This window comes from Allobosea lathyri (genome assembly GCF_900108245.1).
In the GTDB taxonomy this organism is placed as follows: Bacteria; Pseudomonadota; Alphaproteobacteria; order Rhizobiales; family Beijerinckiaceae; genus Allobosea; species Allobosea lathyri.
This window is the reverse complement of sequence record NZ_FNUY01000008.1, coordinates 187,130-207,435: the sequence shown is the minus strand read 5'-3', so window position 1 is coordinate 207,435 and position 20,306 is coordinate 187,130. Positions and strand designations below refer to the sequence as shown.

The following is a 20,306-nucleotide window of genomic DNA, read 5'->3' as shown; positions in this document are numbered from 1 at the left end:
GGCGAACGGTTTCAGATCGGGGTCGGAGCGTGGCGCCGACGATCCGGCCCCTGGCCTTCCAGCCTGCCGACCCATTCGGCGATGCGGGTCTCGATGACGGTGTCGCGGGTCACGATGGTGACGTCGACGGCATCCGTTTCGACGAATTCGACCGCCTGCCCGGCCGGAAAGACGAGGCGCAGCGTCTCCAGTAGCGCAGGCGAACCGGATACGCGGATCAGCGCACCGTCGGCGCCTGCAAGCAGCGGCGCGATCTGCTGGATCAGCGCGCGGCAGGCTGCGTCGCGCATTTCGGTCGCCAGGAAGGGGCGCAGCAGACGCCCAACGGTGTCGGAGAGGTTCTCAGCCAAGGCTTGAAGCGCGTCGGCGAGTTGCGAGGCAAAGGGCGCAGCGACGTCCTCGGCCCAGCGCAGGCGCTCGGCGGCCAGTGTGGCTTCGGCCTCATTGCGCTGCTTCGCGAGATCCCGCTGAGCCTCGGCACGTGCCTCCGCCAGACCCGCCTGTCGCCCGCTCTCGAAGATCCCGTCGAGATCTGGCGGCGGTTGGCGCGGGGTCTTGAGCGGGAAGGCCGGCAGATCGACCGGGACGTCGTCACCGACCTCCTGCACAAGCCAGGCGTCGCCGATGGAGGGCTTCGCTTCATCGAAGCTCGGGATGAAGGCCGCGATGGGAAGATGCCTCATGCTCGCGCCTCCTCTACCCGTGTCTCCTCCTGGAGCCACTGCCTGAGGATCGCGGCGGCCTGCACCTCATTGAGTTCGATGAGCTGCTCGATCTTCTTCTGCGGCAGGCGGCCCTGGGATTGGGAGAGGTCGGCGAGCAGGTTCAGCCCAGCCTCAGTGCCGGCGAGTTGGGCCGGCATGGCCGTCATCTCCCCGGTCACCGCGACGATAGCGGCAGGCTCCGCCGGCCAGAACACGCCGATCATCATGCTGACCACCGAGAACGGCGCCGACATCAAGGCGGAAGGGCGTCGCGCCGGCGCCAGCGCCTGGATGGTCAAGCCTTTCGAGCCCAATACGCTGCTCGGCCTCGTCGCCCGCTATCAGAGCTGAAGCAGCGTTGCGCAGATGCGGCCCGGACGACCAGTGCCTGCCACCGATGACTGCAGCGCTCTCCCTCAGGAGCTTGCGCTCAGAATTGCACGGCAAGCCGCGCGTCGAATGAATGGTCATTCGTGCGCCGGGCGAGTTGGCCGCTATAGAACAGGCCGAGGATCGCGCCATTGCCGATGTTCACATCGAGGCCGGCACCAGATGGCCGCCGGGGGAGCCGCCATCGGCATCATCCATATCTAAAATCAACCCACGAGCGCAGGCACTTATAAGCGAAATGCCAGGCCGTCGCATCGCGTCCGACGCGCTCCGCAGGCGGGTGTGGCGTAGCGTCACAATACAGTTTAAATTGTCTTAAGCTGCCTCGGGGAGGATGGGTCGGCATTCAGGCGAGGTGGAGAAGAAGAGGTCCGATAACGCCGTTTGAGCAGGCATGTTTAACATGCGTCACACGATCGAGACCGCACCGAAAGATGGGAAATTCGTCATCCTCGAGGATGACGCGACGGGCATCTATGACGTCGCTCAGTGGTCGCCGGAGGCGGCGAAGTGGATCGGAAAAAACAGTGAGCCAACCAAGCTTACGCCGACGCATTGGCACCCGTTGGTGCGCGACGAGTATTTTCTGGGAGAGGATGAAATATCGAGCAACCGCTCTGCGGTTTGGGCGTCGGTACGGCGACACCGCAAGGGGCTATATACCGGCGCTGCTGTAGCGGCTGGATTCCTGGTCTTCTATGCCATCCGAGACGCTGCTCAGTATGATAGCGTCAAGATCATAGGACGGCAGGTCGTCGCGCAAGCCACCCAGCTTTTGAGCCAAGTCTCGAAGACCTCCCTCCCGGCGTCCCGACAGAGCGATGCCAATCAAACCAGTCCACCAAGTGCGCAGCAGGTTCAGGTGACGTCCGTACCGCACCCGCCGCAATCCCAGAACGGCGAGCGCGCCGAAGCCGTGGCGCAGGAGCTTACCGAGGCCCGGCTTACCGAGGCTCGGCGAACCATCGAACGGTTGGATTTTCAGCTGCGAGCGGAAACCGCGAAGGGCATTCGATCACTCGAACAGGAGCGCAAGCAATCCATTGCCCTTGCGCTGGAGACCGCAGCTGCACGCAATGAGCTTGCCGCCAGCGCGGCGCGATATCGCCAAGCGCTCGACGAGGAGCGGGCTCGCAGCACCGCGCTGGAGAACGAACTGGCGACGGCGAAGAGCGAGATTGAGACGCAGGCGGCCCGGCTGCGGACGGCGAACGACGAAGCAGCACAGCTCGCGCGCGCGGAAGCCGCAAAAAGCCTGCAGTCGCTCGAACAGGAGCGCAAGCAATCCGCTGCCCACGCGCTGGAGGCCGCTACCGCACGAAATGAGCTCGCCGCAAGTTCGGCAGATTACCGGCAAGCGCTTGAGGAGGAAAGCGCCCGTAGTGCCGCGCTCGAGAGCCAACTGGCGACGGCGCAGCGCGAAATCGAAACGCAGGCAGCGCGACTACGGACGGTGAGTGACGAAACGGGACGCCTCGCGCATGCGGAAGCCGCAAAAAACGTGCAGACACTCGAACAGGAGCGCAAGCAATCCGCCGTGCTGGCGCTAGACGCCGCTGCTGCACGAAGTGAACTTGCCGCGAGTTCGACGCGACATCGGCAAGCGCTCGACGAGGAGCGCGCTCGCAGCGCTGCACTGGCGCAGGAACTGGCGACGGCGAGGCTCGAAATCGAGACGCAGATGGCGCGTTTGCAAGCGGCGAGCAACGAAACAGGGCAGCTCAGACAGGCGACGACGAGCGCGATGGCGGAGTTGGAACAATCTCGGCAGCAAGAGCGGGACAGGATTGCGGCAATGGCCCGGGATGTCGCGCCGGGCAATGCGGTCCTTGCACACGCCATGCCTGAGCCTGTGAAGAGCGGCGATGGACCTGATACAGCGCAAGTGTCTGAGGTGGCTGCCCTGCCGCAGACGACGATCGCCGAAGCCCAAAGCAATACGGAGGCGACGAGATTGATCGCGCGCGCCAGCGCGCTGCTCATTCAGGGAGATATCGGTGCTGCCCGGATAGTGCTCGAAAGTGCTGCCGAAACGGGCAGCGCTCGGGCGAGCTTCATGCTCGCGGAGACATATGATCCCGCCATTCTGACCGCGTGGGGGACCTTTGGAACGCGTGGCGAGGTCATGAAGGCGCGTGAGCTTTATGCGAAAGCCCATGCCGGCGGCATTCAAGAGGCGAAGGACAGATTCAATGCGCTGCGGCAGTAAGGCGCGCGACATGCGGCGATAGTGCCGGGGACGTGTTGATTCCGGCGTCAAAAAGGGAGTTCAGGAATGAACCGGTTTCTAACACGACCCTTGCTCTTGCTGGCCGCCTGGATTGCGGTTGTTTCCTCGTTCCAGCCAGCCGATCTGTCTGCGCAAACAGCTGGGGTGGAGGCCCAGAGCGCTCCATCGGCAAGGCGTGCGCGCGCTGCCGAGACGGAAAAGGAGAAGATGAACGCCTGGACCGTCGGCCTTGCCGCGGGCTTGCTTGAGGGCGCGCCCCTTCGTCTGGCGGCGGAGATGGCCCGCGTGGCCGATGACGGGGCGAATTTGCATATCCTGCCGATCGTCACCAGGGGCGCCACCGATAATCTGAACTCGCTGCTCTATCTGCGTGGCATCGACACGGCGATCATCAATTCCGACGCGCTGGAAGAGTACCAGATCCAGGTGCCGCAGATCCGACGCCGGATCACTTACCTGCTCAATCTGTTCCCGTCAGAACTGCATATTTTTGTTCGGCCTGAGATCAAAAGTCTGCAGGATCTCACCGGCAAGAAGGTGAATTTCAATACCCAGGGCACAGCCGCCGCCTATTCGGGACCGCTGATCTTCAGCCGTCTCGGCATCGATGCAGAAAAGACTTTCATTCCCCACCAGGTTGCGCTGGAGCGGATGCGCAAAGGCGAGATGGCGGCGGTCGTTTTCATCACGTCGAAGCCGGTAGACGCATTCGTACGCGGGCGCTGGGAGCCCGGATTCAAGTTCCTTCCGGTAAAATATGAAAGCAAATTCGAGGATTACTATCTTCCCGCCGTGCTGGCGGCCGAAGAATACCCCGGCCTGATCGAGCCGAACGAGCGCATATCGACGATTGCGGTGCCGACGGCTCTGGTCGCGTTCAACTGGCCGGCACAAACCAACCGCCATCAGCGCGTCGCCCGCTTTGTCGATATCCTGTTTACCCGCATCGACCAGTTGCAGGCGCCGGGCTTCGACCAGAAATGGAAATCGATCAATCTCGCTGCGACGGTCCCCGGCCTGGATCGCTTTCCGGCAGCGCAGGAATGGCTGGATCGTAAAGCGCGCGCACCGCGGGCGTTGCGATGAGAGCGATCCCCCTTTCCGTCGCGTTCGATGTCGTAAGCCGGATCGCGCTCGCGCAGGGCGCGGCCGATCCGATGACGCATCTTCGTGCCTGCTCCCTGATGGAGCCTGCAGAGCGACTGGAATGTCTGGACAAGCTGTCGCGTAGCATGAAGCTGCCGGATCGCTCGACGCCGGGGGCCGCCAACTGGATCATCAGCGAGACGACCTCGCCTGTAAACTACGCGCCGATCATCAGCGCCACCGCCTTTTCTCGCGGCGGATCCGGATTCCCGCTGCAGCTCTCCATACACTGCCGCAACGGCCGCACGGAGCTGGTGGTCACAGGAACGGCCGTCTCCAGCGTCGCTGCCTACACCATCACCTACCGCATCAATGACGGTCAGCCGGTGCAACTTCAGGCCGGAGCCCCATCGTTTGGAACAGGTGCTGCGTTCAAGGGCGATGTTGTGCAGCTGTTACTGTCGCTACCCGATGAGGGCGGCATCACAGTCCGCCTCTCCACGCCGGGCGGCGCCTCCCATGAAGGATATTTTCCACTTGGCGGACTGAAGGCAGTCCGAGACAAGGTAGCCACCGTGTGCAAATGGCCGCGTGCGACTGCCACGCCACGTAACGATTAGTTATCGCACCAAAACGGGAGTTTAAATTATGATTAGATTTAATCCAGTTTTTAGAACTGTACTGCCTTGCATCGTAGGACTACTCATTGTCGCGCAGCCCGTTGCGGCGGAAGAAAAAAAGCAAACTGCGGTTCAGGTTTCAAAGCGGCCTGTCGCCGAATCGAAGCTGCATCGCCTTATCTTACAGGTGAACACAAACGATCCTGCGACGATGAATCTTGCGCTTAACAATGCGGCCAACGTTGCGCAGTACTACAAGGACTTGGGAGAGAAAGTGGAAATCGAAGTCGTCACTTTCGGCCCTGGTCTGCATATGTTGCGCGACGACACGTCTCCGGTGAAAGCGCGGATCAAAGCGATGACCGCGAGCACTCCGGCAATTTCGTTCAAAGCATGCGGCAATACCCAGGAAAATATGAGCAAGACCGAAAACCGGGATATCACGCTAATTCCAGAAGCAGCTGTGGTTAAATCTGGCGTAGTTCGTGTCATAGAACGACAGGAACAGGGTTGGATCTATGTGAGGCCGTAAATGGCAGCGACCTGACTGCGCTATTCACAGTCACTTCGGCCTCGTAGAGCCGCATTCTTTATCCAGGCGCCCATCCGGCGGCTGACGCAGCGCGCGTCAGCTCATCATGGTTCTTGTCGCCATTTTGTCGAACGCGTTCGACGGCTGAAGATTGAGGTGTGACCGGTAGCCGTTCGATGATGTGCGGACGGCCGCCTGCGCGTCCCTGCGAGAGCGGCCCCGGTGACGGCGCTCGGATTCCGAGCAAGTTCTCGCCAATGGCGCAGGCGTTGCAAACCGATGTGGTCGAAAGCCTTAAGCTGTGTCGATCACAGAAGAAGTCTGCGCGGCTTAAGGGGCCGTCGCGGTATTCCGATTTGTTGAAGACCGGAATACATGCTTCCGCGATCATGCGCTGGCCAGGCGAAACTCTCGCCCGAAAAATAGATGTTGCCGGCTGCGGACCCAGGGCGACAATGTCCGAAATAGCCCGGCGCTCTCGCAAACATCATCTGGATTGATCTGCCATCCCTCCGCCGGATAGCACGGGGTGCCTCGACGGCACCGATGACAGCATGGTCGAGATCGATCAGGCAGTTGGCGCTGAAGGTGAAGAAGATGTCGCCCTTCAAAGAGATGGTCGATTGCGCCGCAGGATTGGAACCGGAAACGAATGTCGGCTTTCCCTCGCTGGCCGAGCGCCATGCGACTTCGTCTGGCGCATGAAGAAACACGCGCACAGGTCGGCGGGGTCGAGCGCGATCGCCGGAGTCGCCAGCCTCTGAGCCTGCGGCGGAACGATGCTCGTTGGCAGCGGTGTTTTTCAGGCTGACGAGGAGACCTTCCGTGAGGCGGCGTAGCACGGTTGTTTCAAGCAATGCCCGGAAGCCAGCGCTCTCGCGGAAGCGGGCGCAGCGGATCTTCGAGAACGTGGAATGGTCGGGCACATTACCCTCCAGCTCAGGCCGGCAAAACCAGCGATAAGGGATGTTCAGATCGACTTTCTCTCACAGACGACACTCGAGCCCGGGAGTGGTAGCCGAGCGTCGATGGAAGGCTGCCGCGTCGTGATCGCCGGCAGGTGTCGCGCCAGACTGCTCATAGAACGGGGGCTCCCAGATCAATCTCCGCTTGCCCATGCTCGCAGCCTCCTGTCCCGCTTCCGATAGAGTCAGGACTTCAGCGAAACAGCGACGCTGTCTCCGTCAAAACCCCCAATATGGAAATTCAGCGCCTACCCGACGGCAAACGCTTGCCGACCGACAGGCAACTGCATCACTGCCTATCTGGACCGGCATCTCGATCAGCGATGTCCGTCGCCGTCGGAGCTTTTCGGGTACCGTAACGGCCGGCGGCCGTTCGGTGTGGAATGCACCGCTTGCCGCCGGGCCCCTCGTGTGAACTGGCGGCGAGGAGCGCCGCCAGCTTTGTGCAGAGCAACATCAAACGAGCGTGATTGCGTCGTATCCCAGCGCATCGTTGATATCGGCGATCGAGGCGAATGTGCCGCCGCCGGAAACGCCATCGATCTGGATCGTGCCGAAGCCGAAATCCAGAACGACGCTGGCGCCCGTATCGTCCACGGTCACGACGACCGTCGTCGGATCGAAGACGTCCACTTCGATAACGTCTTCGTCCGCAACGTCGAGATCGGTGACTTCGTCATCACCGAACGGATTATCGGCTCCGTCACCAAAATGGAACGTGTCGGTGCCTGCTCCGCCGGTCAGTAGATCGTCGCCGGCCTCGCCATACAGGTTATCGGCGCCGTTGCCACCGTCGAGATCGTCGGCGCCCTCTCCGCCGTAGAGCGCGTCGCTGCCGGCATTACCGTCAATCTCGTCGTCGCCAGCGTCGCCAAACGCAACATCCGCGCCACCGCCGCCGCTCATGGTGTCGTTGCCGTCCCCGCCGAAGAGAACGTCACTGCCGGCGTCACCGCTCATGGTGTCGTCGCCGGCGTCGCCGCTCAGCAAATCCGCTCCCGAACCGCCATTGAGCGTATCGGCGCCATCACCGCCACTGACCGTATCGTCGCCCGCGCCACCATCCAGGGTGTCGTCGCCGGCGTCTCCGGAGAGCACATCGGCGTCGTCGCCGCCGTTGAGAGTATCGGCACCGTCGCCGCCACTCAGCGTGTCGATGCCCGCACCGCCATCCAGGGTGTCATCACCGGCGCTGCCGCTGAGAGTGTCGTCGCCGTCGCCGCCGCTCATCTCATCATTACCGGCACCGCCCTCCAGGCTATCGTTGCCGGCATCGCCGTTCATCGTGTCGTCGCCGCCGCCACCACTCAGGGCATCATCGCCATCGCCGCCATTCAGCCCGTCATTTCCTGCGCCGCCATTCAGCACGTCGTCGCCGGCACCACCGTCGAGCGTGTCGTCGCCAGTGCCGCCGTTCAGGGTGTCGATCCCGTCTCCGCCGCTCAGGCTGTCGATGCCTGCACCGCCGGTCAGAACGTCGTCGCCTACGCCGCCATCGAGAGTGTCGTCGCCCGCGCCGCCATCGAGGGTGTCGTCGCCTGCATCACCCGACAGGTTGTCGTTGCCGGCATTGCCGTTGAGGACGTCGTTATCGTCGCCACCGTTGATGGTGTCGTCCCCGGCATTGCCGTTCAACGTGTCAATGCCGGCGGCGCCCAGAATGATGTCGTTGCCAGCCCCGCCATTGACGGTATCAGTGCCGGCGCCTGCGTCTATCGTATCATCGCCCGCCAGACCGTTGATGGTGTCGTCGCCACTGGTATCGGGAGGAGGAATAATGTCGTTTCCGGCTGTACCATTGATGATAGCCATAGCGGTTGCTCCCTAATTGGACGTGAGCCCTCGCACATGCACATTCCTGCGATTACGCGCAGTAGTGCGCATCGGGGTCGATCGTCACGGATCGAACAGTCTGCGAAGGTAGCGGACGCTAAGGAGATGCAGCAGGGGGACGCAATCCCCAATTGGATACAAAAGGTCAAGGGGTCAGGAGATAGTCTGGCGTCATTCCGCGAAAACGCTGGATTTACCTTTGAAAACGACGCGCAATACAGTTGGAGAGTTCCCCCGGGGCGCAGGCAGGAAAATCGGATTCCAGAACGCGGCGCGACGGAAGCGCGTATCCGAGCCAGAATTCCAATGGCGCCACGACGGACAACCTCGACAAAATCGCCTCCCGGGCGCGCCCAGCCATTTCTGTCACCAAATGGGGATTATGAAGAAAGATAACCTTCCCTAGCTTCGCGCGGCTGCATCCAGGTCTTCCCGGGCAGGTCTTCCCGGGCCGGCGGTACGCAGCACTCGGCGCGTTCGGTGTCTGCGGCAATCAATAACGGGGCGAGCTGGCGAAAAGGGGCAAGCTGAAAGTCCGAGGAGGCGAAGTCATGGATACATTCCAAGGCATGAATACTGCTGGCCTGATCAAGTTGTCTGATATTGTCGGCGATTCCGCCAATACGAATACCGATGGCGGAAACGACACGCCGCGACCTTCCCCAGATGTTCCTTTCCGGCCTCGCCGATATCCATATCTTCGCAGGCTGTAAGCCGCTCAACCGGCCTGGATCAACGCGCTGATTAGCGGCCGAAAGCCCGCTGCCCAGCACTGTCGATGTCGAAACCACGCTCTTTCCATCCCAGAGGACACATGTCCTACGCGTCTGCGAGCCGTGCGACTTCAGAGTTCCGCCCCAAGACAGCTGCCGAGACCGGCAGATTGAGCGGCCGCACTCTTTTCCTGGCCATCCCGGGGCGCCGCGCCTTCCTGTGGGTGGTTGTCTTCAGCATCGTGATCAACTTGCTCCTGCTGATCCTGCCTTTCTACTCGATCCAGGTGTTCGACCGGGTGATCACCAGCGGCAGTGTCGAGACGCTCATCGCATTGACGATCCTGACCGTCGTGGCGCTCGGGTTCAGCACATGCTTCGAAGTGCTGCGCAATCGTCTGCTCGGCTGTTTTGCAGTCGGCTTCGAACAATTCCTCGCTCCACTCGTGCTCAAGGCTTCGATCACCGATCCAGCAAGGCGGGGCGAGGCCGGCACGCATGACATGGTTCGCGTGCGCGAACTCAGGAATACCTTGGCGAGCGCAACCGTCTGCACCCTGATCGACGCGCCATTCCTGCCAGTCTTCATCGCCGTATTATATCTCATTCATCCCTGGTACGGGACGATTGCGCTCGTGGGCGCCCTGCTCCTGCTATTGCTGGCCATCGCGAGCGGGCGCGTTGCGCGGTCCGAAGCGGCGCAGGCAACGGGCGCCGCCATCCGCGCGCAGCGCACTCTCGACGGCATTGTCCGGCACGCCAATCTCGTCCGGGCGATGGGATGGACGCATGGGGCGATACGCGAATTCGTGCAGCTCAACGACCATGCCCTGGCGCCTGTGGTCAAAGCAAACGGACGCGTAGCCTTGATCGCGTCAGTGGCGCGCATGATCAGGATCGGACTTCAGGTCGCAGCCGTCGGGGCCGGAGCCTGGCTCGTCCTGCAGAACGAGGTTCTGGTCGGCAGCATGATGGCGAGTTCCATCATCATCAGTCGAACGCTGGCCCCGATGGAACATCTGGTCGCGAGTTTGCGTATGCTGAACTCGGCGCGTGACGCGTGGGACCACATTCGGGGCGCGACCGCTGCGGCCCTTATGGATCAGCGCCGAACGCTCTTGCCAACCCCATTGGGCGCGCTTGATGTCAGCTCCGTCACCTTTCGCAACCAGAATGCGAAACGACCAGCTCTGACCGGGGTCTCTTTCCGCTGCCCGGCGGCCAGCGTCGTTGTCATCATAGGACCTACCGGGGCTGGCAAGTCCACGCTGCTGCGGCTGATCGCGGCGCTCGACAAGCCGTCGATGGGCACGATCCGCCTCGATGGCGCCTCGCTCGACAACTGGGATCCGGACCAGCTCGGGCGCTTTGTCGGCTATCTGCCTCAGGATGTCGAGCTGCTGGGCGGCACGGTCGCCGAAGCGATTGCGGGGTTCGACGAGCGCGCGACGGATGAGGATGTGGTCGCCGCCGCCAGTCAGGCGAATGCGCATGACATGATCCTCGCCCTGCCAAGCGGTTACGAGACCGAGATCGGCCGGGATGGCAGCAAGCTTTCGGGCGGACAGCGGCAGCGCATCGGTCTGGCGCGCGCGCTCTTCGGCAAGCGCAAGCTGATCCTGCTCGACGAACCCAATTCCAATCTGGACCCCGACGGGGAAGAGGCCCTGTGCACGGCGATCCGACAGGCCAAGGCGCGCGGCACGACCCTGGTCATCGTCACGCACCGTCCGCGTCTTTTCACCGTCGCAGATTTTATCCTGTTCTTGCGCGACGGGGTCGCAGTCGCCTTTGGCTCCCCAGCCGAGGTGCTGCCGCAAACCATGGCGGGCGCCACACCGATGCGCAGTCCGCGTCCTCCTGCGAATGACAAAGCCAGGCCCGCCACCATCGAGGGGCGGCTCTGATGGCTGACATTCGCCTCGAGCCTCGGTCGCAATGGCAGCCGGATGTCGCCGCTGGCGTGCCAGCGCAGCCATTTCGCACGGCGATAGCCCGTTGGGACGCGGTATCCGAGCAGCCTCGGACGGATACGAGGTGGATCGTCATTTGGGGATGCGTATTCACGATCCTCCTGTTCGGCGTCTTCGGCGTCTGGGCCGGAACTGTGCCGCTTGCCAGCGCTGTGATCGCGCCTGGGGTCGTAAAGGTCATGTCCCAACGCCGCGCCGTGCAGCATCTCGAAGGGGGGATCGTGAGGGCGATATTCGTCCGTGAGGGCGAGCAGGTCGAACGTGGGCAGCTCATCGCCCGGCTCGACACGACGCAGCTCGAAGCCAGTCTCGGTGTCCTCGAAACCAAGCTATTCGCGGGGCTCGCAATCGAGGCTCGCCTGGAGGCGGAACAGGTGGGGGCGGCGGAGGTTTCGTTCCCCGACGAACTGCTCTTGAACAAGGCTCGCCGGGAGGCGCAGGCGTCGATGGTGAACCAACTGTCGGAATTCGCTGCCCGGGCGGCTTCGCTCCAGGGACAACGGCATCTCATCGATCACCAGATGCTGCAGCTCGACGATTCGATCCGCGGGCTCGAGAGCAGCGTCGACGGCCTGACACGGCAGCTCGTTTTTCTCCGGGAGGAAATCAAGGATTCTGATTTTCTCCTGGCAAAGGGCCTCGCTCGCAAACCGAAGGTCCTTGCTCTCAAGCGGGCCGAAGCCGATGCCGAAGCGCAGCTCGCAACGAATACCTCATCCATCGCACAGACGAGGGGCAAGCTTGCCGAACTAAGGGAGCAGCGCCTGCAGCTCGTCTACAACCGGCTGGAGGAGATCGCCAAGCAGCGCCACAGCAACCGCGAACAGATCACCGATGTAAGGCACCGCATTGCCGCAGCGCGAGACACGCTCCTTCGTACCGAGGTGAGAGCACCGGAAGGCGGTATGGTCGTCGGCCTCAACACGCGCAACCAGAACGCCGTACTCGGGCCTCGCGAGACACTTCTCGATATCGTTCCGACGCAGGATCGCTTAATCGTAGAAGGAGAGGTCAAGCCTACTGACCGGAATGAATTACGGGTCGGGCAGCCGGCGCGCGTGCGTATTCTTGCGTTCAATTCCAGGCGCTCGCCCATGCTCGCCGGCTCGGTCACCATGGTTACAGCTGACGCGCTCATAGAACCAAGATCGGGCAAGTCGTTCTACAAAGCGGAGGTCGATCTCCAGAATACGCCGGAACTTACCTACTATCTCGCCTCGCTTCAGCCGGGCATGCCGGTCGAGATCTTCATCGAAACCGGTCAGCGGACATTTGCGGAGTATCTGCTCCAGCCGCTGTCGGTGCGCATGCATCGCGCTTTTAGGGAGAATTGAACAAGTCTGCTGGTGATCAATGCCAGATGGGGAGGGACCAATGGTGCGGAACGATTCCTTGATGCAGGCGCGGTCGAACGCGCCAGCAGCCGCCACGTTGCTCGGACTCGAATCGTTCGGAAGGGCGATCCTTGGATTGCTCGAATGCAAGCGATGCTTCGTTTTCACGCTCTCGCCAGCGACCGGATTTGCCGTGCAGGCCGTTCGGGTCGGCTTCGACAGCAGCGTGCAACCCTCGGCCGATGTGATCACACGCCTGGCGCAGAGACAGGAATGGCAAGCCGCCAGGCTTTTTGCCATCGATCCCGCGGATATGCTCGCGACCGAACTGCTCGGCCGCGAGCACGACGAGCCCGTGCATGCGCTGGCCGGGCGCCTGCCTGCCGGCGATGTAGGCGATCTCATCTTTCTGGCAGGCTGGCGATCGGTCCCGTTCTCTGCCGCGGAGATCGCATGCGTTTCGCGGGCGGCGAGCATCATCTGGGCGACGATGCAGAGCTTCAACCAACGTCGCCCCGATGAGTTGAGTTTGGACAAACTCCTGGAGGAGCTAGCCTTCCCGGTCTTCACGGTCGACCATAAATGGCGGGTCCTCGAAACGAACGACGCCGGCCGGCAACTGCTCCTGGCGAAGAACCCGGTTCACCTTGATCACGGCGCGCTTGCGGGTTCGAACTCCCTCGTCAACAGCCTGATGCAGCAGGCGCTGCGCGATACGATTGCATCCCGGTCAGAGCGGTCCTGGGCGAACACGATCATTCCACTGTCGACCGACCATCGCGCCTTCGCGTTCGCCTGGATAGGCGCGGCTCCGGCCGAGCGACATATGGACCGGCTGCTCGTCATCATCCCCCAGATCGACCCGGCGGCGGGGGCCAAGCGGATCGCGATGGCTTTCGGCCTGCCTTGGGCCGAAGAGAGGATTGTGCTGCTCTTGCTTCGCGGCGAGCCGCCGGCTCGAATAGGGCGGCACCTGGATCTCACCGAAGCGACGGTGCGAACCTATATCAAGCGCATCATGCTCAAGCTCGGCATCAACCGCCAGATCGAGTTCTTTCTTCTTTATATTCTGACGCTGTCGCCCTTCGTTGACGGATGCCGCGACCAGGTCTTTTCGGACGATCTGGATGGCCGCAGTTCATTTGCCCGGGTGGATCGACTGCGACAGGAGAGAGCCTGATCGTGGATAGGGTTGGGATCTGTCGCGCTGCGGCGCTTGCCTTCTGTCTGGCATGGGCGACAGGCGCGGTCGCCGAAGGGCCGCCGCTTCTCGAATTGCCGGTCGCCTGCGATATCGGGCGTAGCTGCTTCATTCAATACTACGTCGATTCTGATCCGGAACCGTCGGCCAAGGACCATACATGCGGCAGCTTGTCCTATGATGGCCATAACGGGACGGATTTCCGCCTGCCGACGATGGCGGCGCAGCAGGCAGGCGTCGATGTGCTGGCCGCTGCCAGCGGCAGGGTTCTCCGGCGCCGTGACGGCATGGCGGACACATCCGTCCGCGAAGCCGGCCGAGCCTCGGTGAAGGATTCCGAATGCGGCAATGCCGTGGTGATCGAGCACGCCGCTGGTTGGGAAACGCAGTACTGCCACATGGCCAAAGGCAGCCTGCGTGTAGAGGTTGGTGACCGTGTCGAGGCGCGGCAGGCGATCGGGCGGATCGGCCTATCCGGCTTGACCGAATATCCGCATCTTCATTTCATCGTCCGTCATGGCGGAAAGATTGCCGACCCCTTCGCTTATGGGGCACCGCCAAACTCATGCGGAGCCGGCCGCTCGCTCTGGCAGCCCTCGCTACAGCCCCTGCTCGCCTACAGGCAGCGAGGGATCTTGAATGCAGGCTTCGCTGCCGCCCCCGTGACAATGGCGACGGTTGAATCGGGGGATCTCGATCGGAAGCGGCCCAACATCGATGCTACCGCGCTCGTGGCCTATGTCCGTGGGATCGGTCTCAAGGCGGGCGACGTCCAATCGCTGGTGGTGGAAGGCCCCTCGGGTCAGACCATCGCCGAGAATCGAGCCCAACCACTTCAGCGAGACCAGGCGCAAACCCTAATCTTTGCGGGACTTAAGCGGCCTGCGGGTGGTTGGGATCGACGCTTCTTTCAGGCCAGGTATGTAGTGTTGCACGAAGGCAAATTGGTTCTGGAGCGAATTTTCGATATCGACCTACAGTAATGACGATTGCAACTCGTATCAGTAATACTCGCAACCAAAATCCGCTCATTCCCCGGTCTCTAGCGCCCTCACCTCTTCCTTCGGAATCGGGCGCCCATCAACGACGATCCAATCAAACCGGCCATCGAACAATCCGATCCATGGGCCGCCTTGAGCGCCCCGTCGGCCTTCGCCCGTCCCCGGGACACAGGGTTTCAGCCCGGCGCGAAGAAGTGCACCTGAGTTCGCTTGGAAACACGCCGTCCTCCCGGGCTTGACCCGCGATTCATGCCGGAGCGCTTGCGATCAACGTCCAGGCATGAATCCCGGCTCTCCGCTTCGCCCCGGCAGGGATGACCCGCGTTTCCGGGAAATCGCAGTATGATCTGCAATATCCACAAATAATAAACCGAACTCTAATAGAATTACTCTTTTGGATGGCAATTCTCAAACTATAATAATTACAAACTATAAGCATTGACTTAATCACGCCGGCATTGCTAGGAGCCGACAACTCTATTAGTCGAAAGTTTACCAACGTGAATTTCCGTTGCGCCCTCATAGCGTCGCCCGCCCTCGTTCTTGTTCCGGCGCTAGCTTTGGCGCAGGCGAATGAAACGCGGCCGATTCAGCTCGATCCGGTCATTGTCGAGGGGCAAGGCGGCGAACTCAGCGGCATTATCAACACGAACGGCTATGTCGCGACTTCGGGCCGGAGCGCCACCAAGACGGATACGCCGCTCCTTGAAACGCCGCAGTCGATCTCGACGGTCACGCAGACGCAGCTCGAGCAGCGCAAGCCGCAATCACTGCTCGAAGCCCTGTCGTATACGCCCGGCGCGCGCGTCGGGACCTATGGCTTCGATCCGCGCTACGACGCCTTCACAATCCGCGGCATCGACGTGACGCACAACGCCGTCTTCCGCGATGGGTTGCGCCAGATCGGCAGCCCCAATGGCCTGTTCCGGCTAGAGCCCTACGGCGTCGAGGCCATCACCGTGCTGCGCGGGCCGGCCTCCTCGATCTACGGCGCCAGCACCAGCGCCGGCATCATCGACATCATCTCGAAGCGGCCAACCGAGGTGCCCTTCCGCGAGGTCGAAGTCCAAACCGGATCGTTCGGCCGCAAGCAGATGAATTTCGATCTGTCCGGCCCGATCAATCCGGAGAAGACGCTATTCTACCGGCTGACCGGCCTGGTACGGGACGCCAGGACCGAAATCAGCGCCATCAAGGATGATCGCGTCTTCATCGCGCCGGCCCTGACCTGGAAGCCGGACGACGCGACCAAGCTGACCATCCTCGGCGAATATATGGATTCGACCACGGGCGGCACGGCCGCCTATGTCAATGAATACGGCCCCTATATGGACAGCCATGGCAATATCCTCTCCAAGGTCACCCGCGCGACCAAGGTCTTTGGCGGCGACAGGCGCTATAACGACTTCCGCCAGCAGCAGGCGCGCATCGGCTATGAATTCGAGCACAAATTCAACGACGTGTTCACGCTACGCCAGCGCGCCCGTTTCTCGCAGCTCGGCAACAACCAGCAATATGTCTACGTCGGAACGCCCGGCCTGACGCGCGAGAACACTGAAGGCTTTTCGGTCGACACCGCCCTGGAAAGCCGGTTCAGGACCGGCCCGGTCGATCACACCCTGTTGACCGGAATCGACCTCAGCCGCCTGAGCTACAAGAGCAAGGAAGCCTATGGCGGCGTGCCGCTCGGATACAACCCGCCCTTCCTATGGCGGACGAGCCAGACCCAGACCTTGGTCGGCGCCTATGTCCAGGACCAGATGAAATGGCAGAACTGGCGCCTGACCGCCGGCCTGCGTCATGACTGGCTCGACAGCAAGTTCGAGGCGGGCGCGGCCGGGGCCGCCCCGACGGAGAGCAAGCAGACGGATGGCCAGCTCACCGGGCGCGCTGCGCTGAGCTACGTCACCGATTTCGGCCTCGCCCCTTATGTTAGCTACGGAACCTCTTTCGTGCCGAATTCGGGCACGGTGCTGGCTGGCGGCGTCGCAGTGCCGACGACAGGCGAGCAGGTCGAAGCTGGCGTGAAGTATGACATCCCCGGCTACAATGCCTCGCTGCGCGCCGCGGTCTTCAACATCAGGCAGGAGAATGGCGTCGTCTATGAGGTCGTCAACGGCCTCAACCGCCAGGTTCAGATCGACCTGCGCTCCAGCGGTTTCGAGGTCGAGGGCGTCGCCTCCCTGGCCAACGGCCTCAGCGTCCAGGCGTCCTATTCCTACAACGACGCGCGCATCAAGAAGCTGACGCCGGAGACGGTCGGCAATCGTTTGACCAGCGTGCCCTATCACATGGCGTCGCTCTGGCTGGATTATACCGTGCAGGAGGGACCGGTGAAGGGCTTCGGCATCGGCGGCGGCGTGCGCTATGTCGGCTCCAGCCTCGGCGACAATCTCAACCGCGCGATCCTGGACAACGAGGCCCGCACCTTCGTCGATGCCTCGGTCCGCTACGATCTCGAGAATCTCGATCGACGCCTGAAGGGCATGCTGGTGCAGGTCAGCGCCACCAACCTGCTCGACGAGGACAAGCAGAACTGCACCGGCGGGTTCTGCTACTTCGACGAAGGCCGCAAGGTCATCGCCAGCCTGAGGTATCGCTGGTGAGCGTGGCCGGATCGCGGTCCGCGGTGACGCGCACTCTCGCCTCGCCAGCCGCCATCGTGCTCGCCATCGGCGGGCTCTATGTCGGCCAGAGCATCATTGGCGGCCTGACCTTCATCGCCCTGCCCGCCGTGCTGCGCGATCGCGGACTGCCGCTCGACCAGATCGGGCTGATCTATCTCGCAAGCCTGCCCTGGGCGGTGAAATTCCTCTGGGCGCCGGCCGTCGAGCGCTATCGGCTGCCTGCCCATGGCAAGGCCCGTTCGCGCTCGATCATCCTTGCGACGGGGCTCGTCTCGGCGCTTGGGCTCTGCGTCGTCGCAGCGCTGGGCCCGACCCATCTCGTCCCGCTGATCGCTGCGTTCGTGCTGATCGCGTTCGCGGCCTCGACCGGCGACATCGCCTGCGACGGGCACGCGGTCGAGACCTTGTCGGAACGCCATCATGGCTGGGGCAACGCGGCACAGGTCGGCGGGGCCTATCTCGGCTCGGCGCTCGGCTCGGGCCTGTTCCTCGTGCTCGTCGGATATTTCGACTGGAGCAAGGCGACGCTGCTGATGGCGGCGCTGCTGCTGGTGCTCGCCCTGCCCTTCCTGCTCTCGCCGGCCCCGCCCTCCGCGGGCCAGCGGACGCATCAGCCCTCCCTTCGCGAGGCCTTGCGCCGTCCCGATATGCGAGCCGGCCTGCTGCTCGCCGCGGTCTATGTCGTCGCGCAGAAATGGGGCGTGGCGATGCTGGGGCCGTTCCTGATCGATTCTGGCCTGGACCTGGCCTCGCTCGGCATGGTCAACGGCATGGGCGGATTGGTGGTGGGCTTCGCCTGCGCGCTGCTTGGCGGCGCGCTCGTGCGCTTCTGGGGTGCGCGCGTGGTCATGGTGCTCGCGCTTGTCCTGCAAGCCGCGTCACTGGCCGGCCTTGCCATGGCGGCCTGGCAAAGCGGCATGCCGAAACCCGTGTTGCTCGCCCTGGCTCTCGGAAGTTCTTCCGGCTTGATGGCGCTCGGCTTCGTCGCGCTCTACGCCCAGTTCATGGCGCTGTCGGACCCGCGCCAGGCGGGCGTCGACTTCACCCTGCTGCAATGCATGGACGCTCTCGTCAGCATGGCCGGTGGCCTCGGTGCGGGCTGGATCTCGCAGCATCTCGGCTATGCCGCCTGCTTTGCGCTTGCTGCGGCCGGGGCAGTGATCGCAGCGCCCGTCACCGCGATTCTGGGCGGTCGCGCGGCGCGACTTGGCCGCCTTCCGCCCGAGCTGGCGGCAGTCCAGCCCTAGCCCGCAGATGATATCATCACTGGCGCAGCACCTGCCGGAAGCGCTTGCCTGGTACGGCGACAAGCTCGTTTTGCCGGGCGAGCATTCCAATGCGATTCCCGGCACCGTTCTGCTCGACAAGGCCGGCGCCGAGCGACTGATGGAGCGCTTCGCGAAAACCCATCCGGGCGGCGATCGGCGCGCGCTGGTCTCGATGTGGACGCAGTGGCATTTCGGGATGCTGATCATCCCAGCAACGGCGGCTATTCTGCTGCTCGATCGCGATCTGCCGGTCGCGCTCGATGAGGTTGGCATCGTCCCTCATGACGAGGGCCGGACGGCGGCCCTCGTCGTCGCGCATGAGGGTCGGCCTTGCGACGTCGACGGGCCGCGCTATTCGCGTCTGTTCGACGGTCATATCGCTCCGCTTATCGCTCACTTCGCCGGGCATTTCAGCGTATCGCCGCGCCTGCTCTGGACCAATGCGGCGGCGATCTTCGAGTGGACGCTGCAGCAGGTCGCGGCGACCGGCGAGGCCGCTCCCGAGGCGCTCGCGGAAGGTTTTGCCCTGCTCGAGGCCCAGACCGATGCGCGAGGGAAGCGCAGCCTCATGCTCGACGCGGTGCGCTATCCCTTGCAGGACGGCGAGCCGACCCGGCAGCGCAAAATCTGTTGCCTGCGCTACCTCCTGCCCGGCGTGGCGCATTGCGGCAGCCTCTGCCCGCTGCCGGAGGCGACAGTGGAGCGTGAGCGACGCGCTCTGCCGGAGGTGCGCTAGCTCCAGCCCGACGCCGCAGCAAAAAAGGGCCGTCCCCAAAAGCGCTGTGAGAAAGAGCGTTGCCGACGCGAGGCTGAAGACGGGATCGAAAGTCCGGCGACGCCGAGAAGTTCATGTCTTCCGGGTCTGTCGGACAACATCCAGAAAGGCCCCGACGATCCGGCTCGTCTCGCGCTTTTTCAGCACAACGACGTGGGCATAAGTATAAATCTCCGCATTCGAGATTGGTATCAGCCGTAAATCAGGGTCCGGCACGAACTCCGCCACCGACACGTAGCTGATGCCGAGCCCGCGGATGACCGCTTCGCGAATGGCTTCGCGGCTGCCGATCTCCATGACGGTTCGCGGTTTTGTCTTGGCGGCAAGGAGCGCTTCCTCGAAAGCGCGCCGCGTCGTCGAGCCATGTTCGCGGATGATCATAGGCTCGCCCTCCAACTCCGCGATCGCGATGCTCTTGCGCCGCGCCAGGCGATGGTCCTTGCGCAGGAACACTGCGACGGGGTGGCGGCGGTAAGGGATGGTGAGCAGGCGGTCGTCCTCGTCGATATAGGCGAGGATCGCGACGTCCGACTTGTAGTCGAAGAGGTCGTCCAGCACGGCGGTCGAATTGCCGAGCTTGACTGCAAGCTCGATGCCGGGATGCGCACGATTGAAGGCCGCCAGCATCTCGGTGACGTGGAACGGGCCGACGGCGCTGATCGACAGCTTTCCGGTCCTCAACTCACGCGACTGCTCCAGGAATGCCTGCGCCTCGCCCTCCTCGGCAAAAAGGCGCGTCGTGATCGCCAGCAACTGCCTGCCGGCATCGCTGAGTTCGCGGCGCCGGCCCTTCCGAACGAACAGCTCGACGCCATACTCCTCCTCGAGCAGGCCGACCTGCGCGGTCAGGGTGGGTTGGCTGATGTGGAACTGCGCCGCGGCCGCATTGAAGCCGCCTGCACTGGCAACAGCATGGAACGATCGAAGCTGCGAATAACGCATAGCAAATTTCTATCTATCAGCTCTGAAAAATCAATTTGTTTCTTGGTTCGTCCTTTGTGAGCATCTCCACCAACGGCGCTCGGAAAGCGCGATGGCACAAACGTGAGCGAGG

Annotated in this window: 18 protein-coding genes; 12 read left to right on the top strand and 6 right to left on the bottom strand. The window is 62.7% G+C overall.

The window, feature by feature from the left end:
• Positions 1-11: 11 nt before the first annotated feature.
• Positions 12-683, bottom strand: coding sequence for a FliH/SctL family protein (locus tag C4S73_RS19400; RefSeq protein WP_103874175.1), 672 nt, complete (start codon positions 681-683; stop codon positions 12-14).
• Positions 680-862: a hypothetical protein gene (locus tag C4S73_RS19395; RefSeq protein ID WP_103874174.1), complete on the bottom strand. Its 183-nt coding sequence runs from the start codon at positions 860-862 to the stop codon at positions 680-682. Before C4S73_RS19395 ends, C4S73_RS19400 begins: the two co-directional genes overlap by 4 nt.
• Here C4S73_RS19395 and C4S73_RS19390 point away from each other — a divergent pair.
• The 5 genes from C4S73_RS19390 (at position 861) to C4S73_RS19370 (ending at position 5,562) form a co-directional block, all read left to right on the top strand.
• On the top strand, positions 861-1,055 hold the full coding sequence (locus tag C4S73_RS19390; RefSeq protein ID WP_200828051.1) for a response regulator: 195 nt from the start codon (positions 861-863) through the stop codon (positions 1,053-1,055). The two genes, C4S73_RS19395 and C4S73_RS19390, sit on opposite strands and share 2 nt — an antisense overlap.
• 442 nt (positions 1,056-1,497) lie before the next feature.
• On the top strand, positions 1,498-3,303 hold the full coding sequence (locus C4S73_RS19385; protein WP_146071436.1) for a coiled-coil domain-containing protein: 1,806 nt from the start codon (positions 1,498-1,500) through the stop codon (positions 3,301-3,303).
• Between the two features lie 66 nt (positions 3,304-3,369).
• Positions 3,370-4,410, top strand: coding sequence for a TAXI family TRAP transporter solute-binding subunit (locus C4S73_RS19380; RefSeq protein WP_103874172.1), 1,041 nt, complete (start codon positions 3,370-3,372; stop codon positions 4,408-4,410).
• Positions 4,407-5,030, top strand: coding sequence for a hypothetical protein (locus C4S73_RS19375; RefSeq protein ID WP_103874171.1), 624 nt, complete (start codon positions 4,407-4,409; stop codon positions 5,028-5,030). Before C4S73_RS19380 ends, C4S73_RS19375 begins: the two co-directional genes overlap by 4 nt.
• A gap of 28 nt (positions 5,031-5,058) precedes the next feature.
• Positions 5,059-5,562, top strand: a complete 504-nt coding sequence (locus tag C4S73_RS19370; protein WP_103874170.1) for a DsrE family protein — start codon at positions 5,059-5,061, stop codon at positions 5,560-5,562.
• A 308-nt stretch (positions 5,563-5,870) separates the two neighbouring features.
• Here C4S73_RS19370 and C4S73_RS19365 read toward each other — a convergent pair whose 3' ends face one another.
• The 3 genes from C4S73_RS19365 to C4S73_RS27990 form a co-directional block, all read right to left on the bottom strand.
• The gene (locus C4S73_RS19365) at positions 5,871-6,536 is read right to left on the bottom strand and encodes a transposase (RefSeq protein WP_103874169.1); all 666 of its coding nucleotides are present in this window, start codon (positions 6,534-6,536) and stop codon (positions 5,871-5,873) included.
• Positions 6,537-6,983: 447 nt separating this feature from the next.
• Positions 6,984-8,339: a calcium-binding protein gene (locus tag C4S73_RS19360; RefSeq protein WP_103874168.1), complete on the bottom strand. Its 1,356-nt coding sequence runs from the start codon at positions 8,337-8,339 to the stop codon at positions 6,984-6,986.
• 401 nt (positions 8,340-8,740) lie between these two features.
• The gene (locus C4S73_RS27990) at positions 8,741-9,151 is read right to left on the bottom strand and encodes a hypothetical protein (protein WP_146071435.1); all 411 of its coding nucleotides are present in this window, start codon (positions 9,149-9,151) and stop codon (positions 8,741-8,743) included.
• A gap of 92 nt (positions 9,152-9,243) precedes the next feature.
• On the opposite strand from C4S73_RS27990, the gene C4S73_RS19355 reads away from it, so the two are divergent.
• The 7 genes from C4S73_RS19355 to fhuF all read left to right on the top strand — a co-directional run bounded on the left by C4S73_RS19355 (position 9,244) and on the right by fhuF (position 19,213).
• Positions 9,244-10,980: a type I secretion system permease/ATPase gene (locus C4S73_RS19355; protein ID WP_244595676.1), complete on the top strand. Its 1,737-nt coding sequence runs from the start codon at positions 9,244-9,246 to the stop codon at positions 10,978-10,980.
• A complete protein-coding gene (locus tag C4S73_RS19350; RefSeq protein ID WP_103874166.1) occupies positions 10,980-12,380 on the top strand; it encodes an HlyD family type I secretion periplasmic adaptor subunit in 1,401 nt (466 codons plus the stop codon). Before C4S73_RS19355 ends, C4S73_RS19350 begins: the two co-directional genes overlap by 1 nt.
• 40 nt (positions 12,381-12,420) lie before the next feature.
• A complete protein-coding gene (locus C4S73_RS19345) occupies positions 12,421-13,560 on the top strand; it encodes a helix-turn-helix transcriptional regulator (RefSeq protein WP_103874165.1) in 1,140 nt (379 codons plus the stop codon).
• A 191-nt stretch (positions 13,561-13,751) separates the two neighbouring features.
• On the top strand, positions 13,752-14,564 hold the full coding sequence (locus C4S73_RS19340) for a M23 family metallopeptidase (RefSeq protein ID WP_244595675.1): 813 nt from the start codon (positions 13,752-13,754) through the stop codon (positions 14,562-14,564).
• A gap of 578 nt (positions 14,565-15,142) precedes the next feature.
• On the top strand, positions 15,143-17,188 hold the full coding sequence (locus tag C4S73_RS19335) for a TonB-dependent siderophore receptor (RefSeq protein ID WP_244595674.1): 2,046 nt from the start codon (positions 15,143-15,145) through the stop codon (positions 17,186-17,188).
• 23 nt (positions 17,189-17,211) lie between these two features.
• A complete protein-coding gene (locus tag C4S73_RS19330) occupies positions 17,212-18,456 on the top strand; it encodes an MFS transporter (protein ID WP_103874259.1) in 1,245 nt (414 codons plus the stop codon).
• A 7-nt stretch (positions 18,457-18,463) separates the two neighbouring features.
• On the top strand, positions 18,464-19,213 hold the full coding sequence (gene fhuF, locus C4S73_RS19325; protein WP_146071433.1) for a siderophore-iron reductase FhuF: 750 nt from the start codon (positions 18,464-18,466) through the stop codon (positions 19,211-19,213).
• Between the two features lie 111 nt (positions 19,214-19,324).
• On the opposite strand, the gene C4S73_RS19320 is transcribed toward fhuF, so the two are convergent.
• Positions 19,325-20,194, bottom strand: a complete 870-nt coding sequence (locus C4S73_RS19320; RefSeq protein ID WP_103874161.1) for a LysR substrate-binding domain-containing protein — start codon at positions 20,192-20,194, stop codon at positions 19,325-19,327.
• Between the last annotated feature and the right edge of the window lie 112 nt (positions 20,195-20,306).